This is a genomic window from Streptomyces avidinii, assembly GCF_014650695.1.
GTDB classification, from domain to species: domain Bacteria; phylum Actinomycetota; class Actinomycetes; order Streptomycetales; family Streptomycetaceae; genus Streptomyces; species Streptomyces avidinii.
Map to the genome: position 1 here is coordinate 130,246 of NZ_BMVL01000010.1, position 10,347 is coordinate 140,592.

8 protein-coding genes are annotated in these 10,347 nt (G+C 73.1%); all 8 read left to right on the top strand.

Translation table 11 applies throughout. From position 1 onward, the window contains the following. Positions 1-132: 132 nt before the first annotated feature. The 8 genes from IE257_RS25315 to IE257_RS25345 all read left to right on the top strand — a co-directional run bounded on the left by IE257_RS25315 (position 133) and on the right by IE257_RS25345 (position 10,193). Complete coding sequence (locus tag IE257_RS25315; RefSeq protein WP_189972231.1) at positions 133-1,128, top strand: alpha/beta fold hydrolase; 996 nt, start codon at positions 133-135, stop codon at positions 1,126-1,128. Positions 1,129-1,133: 5 nt separating this feature from the next. Next, complete coding sequence (locus tag IE257_RS25320; protein WP_189972232.1) at positions 1,134-2,549, top strand: DUF3152 domain-containing protein; 1,416 nt, start codon at positions 1,134-1,136, stop codon at positions 2,547-2,549. A gap of 79 nt (positions 2,550-2,628) precedes the next feature. After that, entirely contained in the window at positions 2,629-2,724 is a 96-nt protein-coding gene (locus IE257_RS39515) for an Ms4533A family Cys-rich leader peptide (RefSeq protein ID WP_372453129.1), read from the top strand. Positions 2,725-2,898: 174 nt separating this feature from the next. Next, positions 2,899-4,650, top strand: coding sequence for an ABC transporter substrate-binding protein (locus IE257_RS25325; protein ID WP_189972233.1), 1,752 nt, complete (start codon positions 2,899-2,901; stop codon positions 4,648-4,650). Positions 4,651-4,652: 2 nt separating this feature from the next. Beyond that, a complete protein-coding gene (locus IE257_RS25330; protein WP_372453136.1) occupies positions 4,653-5,645 on the top strand; it encodes an ABC transporter permease in 993 nt (330 codons plus the stop codon). Beyond that, on the top strand, positions 5,642-6,658 hold the full coding sequence (locus tag IE257_RS25335; protein ID WP_229920651.1) for an ABC transporter permease: 1,017 nt from the start codon (positions 5,642-5,644) through the stop codon (positions 6,656-6,658). The genes IE257_RS25330 and IE257_RS25335 overlap by 4 nt, the downstream gene beginning before the upstream one ends. Further along, a complete protein-coding gene (locus IE257_RS25340) occupies positions 6,655-8,418 on the top strand; it encodes a dipeptide ABC transporter ATP-binding protein (RefSeq protein ID WP_373301862.1) in 1,764 nt (587 codons plus the stop codon). Before IE257_RS25335 ends, IE257_RS25340 begins: the two co-directional genes overlap by 4 nt. Positions 8,419-8,582: 164 nt before the next feature. Next, on the top strand, positions 8,583-10,193 hold the full coding sequence (locus IE257_RS25345; protein WP_189972235.1) for a DUF3492 domain-containing protein: 1,611 nt from the start codon (positions 8,583-8,585) through the stop codon (positions 10,191-10,193). The last annotated feature ends 154 nt before the right edge of the window (positions 10,194-10,347 follow it).

The window sequence follows — 10,347 nt, forward strand, 5'->3', positions numbered from 1 at the left end:
CCTTGTGTTCACTTACGAGCCTAGGAGGATCGCCGATCCACCGCTATACGGATCCACGCTTCTTCGCATCGGCCTGTTTTTGTGATGGCGAACACAAGAAGTGGAGCGTGATCGTCTCGTAACATTGCCCGCATGTCTTCGACCGAGCTGCCGGGCGTACGCTCCACCACCGAGCCGTCCTCCCCGGTGGGCGCCGTTCGGGTGGCCGAGGGTGAGCAGCTGCGCACCGTGACCCTGCCCGGGCTGGAGCTGGCCGTCCGGGACCGGCCGCCCCTGCGTACCGGACTGCCGCCCGCCCTCTTCGTGCACGGACTCGGCGGTTCCTCGCAGAACTGGTCGGACCTCATGGCGCAGCTGGCCGACACCGTCGACGGCGAGGCCCTGGACCTGCCCGGCTTCGGCTGGTCCCCACCACCCGCAGACCGGGACTACTCCGTCACCGCCTTCGCCCGCGTCGTCATCCGGCACCTCGACGCCGCCGGGCGCGGTCCGGTCCACCTGTTCGGGAACTCCCTCGGCGGAGCCGTCTCCACCCGCGTCGCGGCCGTCCGGCCCGACCTCGTGCGCACCTTGACCCTGATCTCGCCCGCCCTGCCCGAAGTGCGCGTGCAGAAGTCGGCCGTGCCGACCGCGCTGCTCGCCGTTCCCGGTGTGGCCGCGCTCTTCAGCCGGATGATGCGGGGGATCGGCGCCGAGCAGCGCACCCGGGGGGTGACGGAGCTCTGCTACGGAGACCCCTCCCGGGTGACGCCCGATGGATTCCGCAACGCCGTGGAGGAGATGGAGCGGCGGATGGCCCTCCCGTACTTCTGGGAGGCGATGACCCGCTCCTCCCGCGGCATCGTCGACGCGTACACCCTCGGTGGCCAGCACGGACTGTGGCGGCAGGCGCAGCGCGTTCTCGCACCCTCCCTGTTGGTCTACGGTGGCCGGGACCAGCTGGTCTCGTACCGGATGGCGCACAGGGCGGCCGCCGCCTTCCGCGGTTCGCGGCTGCTGTGTCTGCCCGAGGCCGGACACGTGGCGATGATGGAGTACCCCGGGGCGGTGGCCGCCGCCTTCCGGGAGCTGCTGAACGACACCGGAACGGGCGCGAGTGACCGAGATACCGAAAACGGCAGAGGCTGAGGACCGTGGGACGACATAGTCGCAAGGCCCCTGCTCCGGCACCCGCCCCGGCACCGGCCCCCGTCCGGCCGCAGCCCGAGCCCGCACCGCTGCCGTTCGAGGAGCCGCCCGCCGCGTACTGGCCCGAGCCGACCGTCACCCACCACGGGTACGTGTCCCAGGACCGGCCCGTCACCGGCGCGCGCACCGGGGGACACCCCCAGCAGTACGAGTCCGGCGGCGCCTGGGGATCCCGCCCCGACTCCCGGTACGGCGACTGGCACGGGGTGCGGCGCCCGCCCGGCGCCACCACGGGCACCACCGCCCCCACCGCCACCGTGTCGGCCCCCGCCGCCCTCATGGACTCGGACACCCCGGCCTTCGGCACGCCCGCGGTGGGCTTCCCGCAGGTCGTGCTGACGCCGCCGGGCGTCCCCGCGCCCACCCCCGTACCGGCGCACGACTTCGATCTCGACCCCGTCACCTCCACCGGCGCGCACCGCCGCGTGCCCGGGCCGCGGGGGCCCGTCGATCCGATGGTGCCCCCGGACGCGGACGCGGACGCGGGCGCGGGCGCGGACGCGTCGGCCGAGGAGCCGCCCGCCCGCGGCCTGAAGGTCCGTACGTACACCGGCATGGCCGCCGCGGCCGTCACCACCGTCATCGCCGTCGTCGTCGCGGGCCAGGTGCTCATGGACACGGACGGCGGCCGGGCCGGGGCGCAGGCCGCCGCCGGCGACAGCCGCGCCGACGAGGGCGCCTCCCGCTCGGACGGCCGCTCGATGCCGCCGCAGGCGGCCGCTCCCGCGGCGCCGTCCGCCCACGCCCCCGCGCCGGAGCTGACGTACGAGCAGAAGATGGCACAGCAACTGCCGCTCGACGCGAAGCTCGCGGGCCCCGGGACCTTCGACACCGTGCCCGGGGTGGCCAAGGCGCCCGGCAAGGGCAAGCTCGTGCGCTACCGGGTGGACGTCGAGCAGGGCCTGGACCTGGACCCGCAGCTCTTCGCCGAGGCCGTCCACCGCACCCTCAACGACCCGCGCAGCTGGTCCCACAACGGCGAGCGGACCTTCGAGCGGGTGCCGGGCGGCGAGGCCGACTTCGTGATAACCCTGGCCAGCCCCGGGACCACCGGGGTCTGGTGCGCCAAGTCCGATCTGGACACCACCGTCGAAAACGTCTCCTGCGACTCCGCGAGCACCGAGCGGGTGATGATCAACGCGTTCCGCTGGGCGCAGGGGTCCGCCACGTACGGGCCGGAGCAGATGTTCGCCTACCGGCAGATGCTCATCAACCACGAGGTCGGGCACCGGCTCGGGCACGCCCACGTGAACTGCCGGACGCCGGGCGCGCTCGCGCCGATCATGCAGCAGCAGACCAAGTCACTGAACATCAACGGCATCGAGTGCAAGGCCAACCCCTGGGTCTTCCCCGGGAATTGACTCCGCGCGCGGCCCCGCCCGTCGACCGGGCGGGGATCCGCGTTGACAATCCGTCCGATCATCGGCCATCGTTCTCCGCATGTCGCACCACCACACCATGACCGCGAGCGCCGCCATTGAGCGCGCGCTGCTCGGTGTGACCGCGCACAGCGTGGCCGACATTCTCTGTCGCTGAGCCTGCCCGCAAGCGCCGCGACGACCCTCTTCGAGTTCCTTCGCCGCGCCCGGGTGTACGTACGCCCGCAGGCGCGGCTTCCTCATGTTCCGGTGCCCCCTCGGTACCGCTGTCGACCGCTGCCCCTCGCGTGGCCCTTCCGCCCTTCCTTCACGCCGAGAGGTCTTCACACCCATGTCTTCCGCCGGACCCGACCGTCATCTCATAGCGCGCCGCGTGGCCGCCGTCACCGTCAGCCTCGTCCTGGCCGGGGGCGCCGTGGCCTGCGGCCCCGAGGACGGTGCGGACAAGGCCGGTTCCGGCGGCAAGCCGGGCGCCGCCGGGGGTGCGCCGCAGCGGGGCGGCACCCTGACCGTCCTCAACTCCGAGCCGCAGAGCGACTTCGACCCGGCCCGGCTCTACACCTCGGGCGGCGGAAACGTTCCTTCGCTGGTCTTCCGCACCCTGACCACCCGCAACCGCGAGGACGGCGCGGCCGGCACCAAGGTCGTTCCCGACCTGGCCACCGACACCGGAAAGCCCAACGCCGACGCCACCGAGTGGACGTACACGCTGAAGGACGGGCTGAAGTACGAGGACGGCTCCCCGATCACCAGCGCCGACATCAAGTACGGCATCGAGCGGTCCTTCGCCGCCGAACTGTCGGGCGGCGCCCCCTACCTGCGGGACTGGCTGGTCGGCGGGGACGCGTACGAGGGCCCGTACAAGGACGGCGGCAAGGGCCTCGACTCGATCGTCGTGCCCGACCCGAAGACGATCGTCTTCAAACTCCGCAAGTCCGAGGGCGAGTTCCCCTTCGTTGCCACCCAGACGCAGTTCGCGCCCGTCCCCAAGGCCAAGGACACCGGGGTCAAGTACGAGGAGCACCCCGTCTCCTCCGGCCCGTACAAGGTCGTCAAGAACGACAACGACGGCGAGCACCTCACCCTGGAGCGCAACGAGCACTGGGACGAGAAGACCGACGAGGAGCGCAAGGCCTACCCGGACAAGATCGACGTCCGCTCCGGCCTGGACGCCGCCGTCATCAACCAGCGCCTGACCACCAGCTCCGGACCCGACGCCGCCGCCATCACCACCGACACCAACCTGGGCCCGGCCGAGCTCGCCCAGATCGGCGACAACAAGGAGCTCGCGGGCCGCGTCGGCACCGGCCACTTCGGCTACATCAACTACCTGGCCCTCAACCCGAAGGTGGCCCCCTTCGACAACCCGAAGGTGCGCCAGGCCATCTCCTACGCCATCAACCGCACCAGCGTGATCAACGCCGCCGGCGGATCCGCGCTCGCCGAGCCGGCCACCACCTTCCTGCCCGAACGCGAGGCCTTCGGCTTCACCCCGTACGACCACTTCCCGGCGGGGAAGACCGGCGACCCGGCCAAGGCCAAGGAGCTGCTCAAGGAGGCCGGCTTCCCCGACGGCCTCTCCATCACCCTGACCCACTCCACCGCGCAGAACCGCCAGACCAGCCCCGAGGTCGCCACGGCGGTGCAGCAGGCGCTGGCCGCCGCCGGGATCACCGTCAAGCTGGAGGGCCTGGAGAACAACGCCTTCAACGAGAAGCGCTGGGACGTCAAGAACACCCCCGGGTTCTTCCTCTCCCGCTGGGGCGCCGACTGGCCCTCCGGCGCCCCCTTCCTCGCGCCGATCTTCGACGGCCGACAGATCGTCACCAACGGCTCCAACTACAACCACGCGCAGCTGAACGACCAGGCCGTGAACGCCGAGATCGACGAGATCGCCAAGCTGACCGACCTCGCGGCGGCCGGCAAGCGCTGGGGCGCACTCGACAAGAAGATCGGTGAGCAGGCCCTGGACGTGCCGCTCTTCCACCCGGTCTACAAGCGGCTCGTCGGCAAGGACGTCAAGAACGTCGTCATCAGCGACTGGACCGGCGTCCTCGACGTCTCGCAGGTCTCCGTCAAGTGAGCATCGCCCTCAAGCAGTCGGCACCTGAGCAGCCGGTGCCCGCGCCCGGGGGCCTCGCCCCGGGCGCGGGCGCCGCGCGCCAGGTCTGGCGGCGCGTGCGCCGACGCCCGGCGGCCCTCGCGGCCGGCGGGGTGCTGGCCCTGCTCGTCCTCCTCGCCCTCGCCGCGCCCCTGCTCGCCCAGCTCACCGGCCAGGACCCGAACGCGTACCACGACGACCTCGTCGACTCGGCGCGCGGCGGGGTCCCCCTGGGCTCCTTCGGCGGGATCTCCGCCGACCACTGGCTCGGCGTCGAGCCGGGCACCGGTCGCGACCTGCTGACCCGGCTCCTGTACGGCGCACGGATCTCCCTGCTCGTCGCCCTGGGCGCCGTCGTCGTCCAGACGCTCGTCGGGGTGGGCATCGGACTCGCCGCCGCGCTCGGCGGCCGGTTCGCGGGCCAGCTCATCGGCCGGTTCACCGACGTGATGATCGCGCTGCCGATGCTGGTCATCGGCATCGCCCTGACCGCCGTCGTCCCGCCCGACTTCCCGCGGCCGCTGCTGCTGATCCTGCTCATCGGACTGTTCGACTGGGGCGGCACCGCCCGGATGGTCCGCGCCCAGGCCCTCGCCCTGCAGGGCCTCGACTTCGTGGACGCCGCCCGGCTCTCGGGGCGGGGCAGGCTGGGCATCGCCCGCCGCGAGCTGCTGCCCTCGCTGGCCGCGCCCGTCATCACCATCGCCGCGATCAAGGTGCCCACCGCCATCGTGGCCGAGTCCTCGCTGTCCTTCCTCGGCGTCGGCGTCAAGCCGCCCACGCCCTCCTGGGGGCAGATGCTCTCCAGCGCACAGACCTGGTTCCGCGCCGACCCGACCTACGTCCTGCTCCCCGCGGGGCTGCTCTTCGTCACCGTGCTCGCCTTCACCGTCCTCGGTGACGCCGTCCGCACGGCCCTCGACCCGCGCGAAGGCTCCCGCCTGCGGGTCGGCACCAGAAAGGAGCGCACGGCGTGACCCTCCCCCAGCTACCGCCGGGGGTGCCCCCGGTGCTCAAACGGACCGGCGGGGCACTGCTCGTGCTGCTCACCCTGTCCGTCGTCGTCTACGCCCTCTTCTACCTCGCCCCCGGCGACCCCGCCCGCCTCGCCTGCGGAGAGCGCTGCAATCCGGCGCAGATCGCCCAGGTCCGCGAACAGCTCGGCCTGAACGACTCCGCCCTCACCCAGTACCTGCACTTCCTCCAGGGGCTGCTGGTGGGCCGGGACTACTCCGGCGGAGCCGGGCTGCTCCTGCACTGCGACGCGCCCTGCCTGGGATTCTCGTACCAGAACGACCAGCAGGTCACCGCCCTGATCCTGGACCGGCTGCCCGCCACCCTGTCGCTGGCACTGGGCGCGCTGGTGATCTGGCTGGTGGTCGGGGTCGGCGCCGGACTGCTGTCCGCGCTGCGCCGCGGCGGCATCACCGAGCGGGCCCTGACCGTCCTCACCCTCGCCGGGACCGGCACCCCCGTCTTCATCCTCGGGCTGCTGCTGCTCATGACCGTCTGCGCCTACCTCCAGTGGCTGCCGTTCCCGACGTACGTGCCGCTGACCGAGGACCCCGAGCAGTGGGCCTGGAACCTGCTCCTGCCGTGGGTGACGCTCGGCCTCTTCGAGAGCGCCAAGTACGCCCGCCTCACCCGCAGTTCGACCCTGGAGACACTCGCCGAGGACCACATCCGGACCTTCCGCGCCTACGGGGTGGGGGAGCGGGCCGTCGTCACCCGGCACGCCGTGCGCGGCGCCGTCGCCCCCGTGATCGCGCTCAGCGCCGTGGACTTCGGCACGATGATCGGCGGCGCCGTACTGACCGAGTCGCTGTTCGGTATCCCCGGTCTCGGCAAGACCCTCATCGACGGGGTACGACTCGTGGACCTGCCCGTCGTGGTGGGCGTCGTCCTCGCCATCGGCACGGCCGTGGTCCTCGCGGGCGCGATCGCAGACCTGTTGTACGCCGCCGCCGACCGAAGGGTGACCCTCGCATGACGCCATCGCTGGTGGAGGTCACCGACCTCGTGGTCGACTTCCCGGTCGGCGGCGCGGGGGAGTACGTACGGGCCGTCGACGAGGTCTCCTTCACCCTGGAGGCCGGCCGGGCCCTGGGGCTCGTGGGCGAGTCCGGCAGCGGCAAGTCCACCGTGGCCACGGCCCTGCTGGGACTGCACCGCGGCACGGGCGCCCGCCTCGGCGGCACCGTCCGGGTGGGCGGCACCGACGTGGCCGCCGCGTCGGCGGCCGAACTGCGCCGGCTGCGCGGCGGGACCGCCGCCATGGTCTTCCAGGACCCGCTGAGCTCCCTGGACCCCTACTACGCCATCGGCGACCAGATCGCCGAGGTCCACCGGATCCACGCCGACGTCTCCCGGCGGGCCGCCCGCGCGCGGGCCGTCGAGGTGCTCGACCGGGTGGGCATCCCGGACGCGGTACGCCGCTCCCGCGCGCGGCCGCACGAGTTCAGCGGAGGCATGCGGCAGCGGGCCCTCATCGCCATGGCACTGGCCTGCGAGCCGCAGCTGCTGATCGCCGACGAGCCGACCACAGCGCTGGACGTCACCGTCCAGGCCCAGATCCTCGACCTGCTGCACGGGCTCCGCGAGGAGCGCGGGCTCGGGCTGCTGCTGGTCACCCACGACGTGGGCGTGGCGGCGGAGAGCGTGGACGAGGTGCTGGTCATGCGGGGTGGCTGCGCCGTCGAGCGGGGGGAGGTGGGGGCGCTGCTCTCGGCACCCACCGCCCCGTACACCAAGGCCTTGCTGGCAGCGGTACCGAGGCTCGACGGGCCGCGCCGCTCCCGGGGCTCCGCCCCGCACCCCGTGCCTCGAACGCCGGCAGGGCCGGAGGCGTCCCCGGCGGTGTCCCCGGCGGGGCGGGACGGCGGGCCGGAAGCGCCGCCCGTCGTGGAGGCGTTCGGGCTGCGTCGGGAGTTCGGGCGGGGCCGGCGGAAGGTCGCCGCCGTCGCAGGGGTCTCCCTCGCCGTGCACGCCGGGGAGACCCTCGGGATCGTCGGCGAGAGCGGATCCGGCAAGAGCACCCTGGGTCGGATGCTGGTCGGACTGCTGGAGCCCGGCTCCGGGCAGGTCCGCCGGGACGGCGTCCCGGTCACCGGCATCGCGAGCGGTGTGCAGATGGTGTTCCAGGACCCGGCGTCCTCCCTCAACCCGCGCCGGTCCGTGGGCGAGTCCATCGCCGACCCGCTGCGCGCCGCCGGGGCACGGGACGCGGCAGCCGTGCGCGCCCGGGTGGAGGAGCTGCTGCTGCGCGTCGGGCTGGAGGCCGAGCACTACGACCGCTACCCGCACGAGTTCAGCGGTGGCCAGCGCCAGCGGGTGGGCATCGCGCGGGCGCTCGCGCCCCGGCCCCGGCTGATCGTCTGCGACGAGCCGGTCTCCGCCCTGGACGTGACCACCCAGGCACAGGTCACCGCCCTGCTGGCCGAGCTCCAGCGGGAGCTCGGCATCGCGCTCGTCTTCATCGCGCACGACCTGGCGGTGGTCCGTCAGGTCAGCGACCGGGTGGCCGTCATGCGGGCCGGCGAGATCGTCGAGGAGGGTCCGGTGGACGAGGTCTACGACCGCCCGGCCCACGCCACACCCGGCAGCTGCTGGCCGCCGTACCGGCACTCGATCCCGGGCTGGCCGCGGGCCGCCGCAGGTCGCGGCAGGAGGTCTTCGCCTAGGCGCTGCCCGGGTCCTTCCCCGGGTCCTTCCCCAGGCCCTCTCCGGGCCGTTCCGGGGCTGTACTTCTAGCGTGCTCGAACGCGAACCGTACGGGAAAGTTACGACTCTTCACCCCTTCCGGTGGCGCGACGGACAACCGTCCGTCGCGCCTTCGGCATATCCGCTTGAGTTCTCCGCGGCGGGTCGCCTGACCGAACGGCGACCGCCTGAACGGGAGATCGGGGGTGCCACTCGTGCGGATCGGACTGCTCACCGAAGGTGGTTATCCGTATGCGACGGGAGAGGCCAGGCTGTGGTGCGACCGGCTCGTGCGCGGGCTCCCGCAGCACGAGTTCGAGATCTACGCACTGAGCCGCAGCGCCGAGCAGGAACGCGCCCGGGTGCCACTGCCCGAGCATGTCACCCGGGTCCGGACAGCCCCCCTGTGGGCCCCCGCCGACGACGGGCGGAGCTACTCCCGGCGCGAGCGCCGGCGGTTCGTCGACTGCTTCAGGGAGTTGGTCCACGGGATCTGTGCCGGGCAGCCACAGCCCTTCGCCGCCGGGCTGTACGGACTCGCCGAACTCGCCCGTGAGCAGGGCGGGATGTACGCGGCGCTGCGCTCCGAATCCGCAGTGCGGGCCCTGGAGTCCGCCTGCCGGGCTCCCGGCGCCGCGCGCACCGTGGCGACCGCCCAGGTGAGCGACCTGCTGGAGTTCGTGGACGAACTGGAAGTCATGCTGCGGCCGTTGTCCCTCGACTGGTACGAGGAGCCGGGCGGCCTCGGCGAGGCCGACATCTGCCACGCGGCCGCGGGCGGCGTGGCGGCGATCCCCGGACTCCTGGCCAAACGCTTCTTCGGGGTCCCCCTGCTGGTCACCGAGTACGGGGTCCAGCTCCGCGCCCACTACCTGGCCCAGCTCGGCACCGGCGGCGAACCGGAGGCCCGCCCCGCCGTACGGGCCCTGCTCGCCGCCTTCCACCTGCGGCTGGCCACCGAGATCTACGCCCGCGCCGACTTCCTGACCCCCGGCAACGCTCACGCCCGGCGCTGGCAGGAGCGGTGCGGGGCCACCAGGGAGCGACTGCGGACCGTCTACCCGGGCATGGAGGCGGACCGATTCGCCACCGTCGGCGAGGCCCCCGACTGCGGGGACCCCGACACCCTGGTGTGGGTCGGCCGGATAGAGCCCGCCAAGGACCTCATCGCCCTGCTGCACTCCTTCGCGGAGATCCGCCGCGCGGCCCCCGGCACCCGGCTGCGGATCTTCGCCACCGCCGTGGCCCCCGGCTACCTCGCCGACTGCCGGTCCCTGGCCGCCCAGCTCTTCCCGGACGAGGCCGCCGACTCGGTCACCGTCGGGGAGAACCCGGTCACCTTCGAGGAGATCGGCGGACCCGAAGCCCCCACCTCCGCAGAGGCCTACGGCGCCGGGCGCGTCGTCGTGCTGTCCTCCGTGATCGAGGGGTTCCCCGTCACGCTCGCCGAGGCGATGCTCTGCGGGCGCGCCACCGTCTCCACCGACGTGGGCGCGGTGTACGAGGTCATCGGGGGCACCGGGCTCGTCGTCCCGCCGCGCAATCCCCGGGCACTCGCCGAGGCCTGCCTGTCCCTGCTGCAGGACCCCGAACGGGCACAGCGGCTCGGCTCCGCAGCCCGGGCGCGGGCCCTGGAGCTCTTCACGGTCGAGCAGAACGTCGCCGCCTTCCAGGACATCTACCTGCGTCTGCTGGCCAAGGGCTCCGCCCGGCCCGACGGCGAGATCCCCTTCGCCCGGCCCCCGGAGGCACGGGTGCCCGGCCACTGGACCAGCCCGACCTGGGCCGAGCCCCTGCCGGACTCGCCCTCGGAGGCCGCCGTATGACCACCGTCGACCCCGAGATCGCGCCCCCGCCGCGTTCAGCCCCGCTGGATTCAGCCTCGCCGGCGGCGCTTCCGGTCCGGCCGCTCTCCGCACATTCAGCCTCGCCGGCGTTTGAGGCGCGGGGGTCCGGGGGCAGCGCCCCCGGCAACGGCGC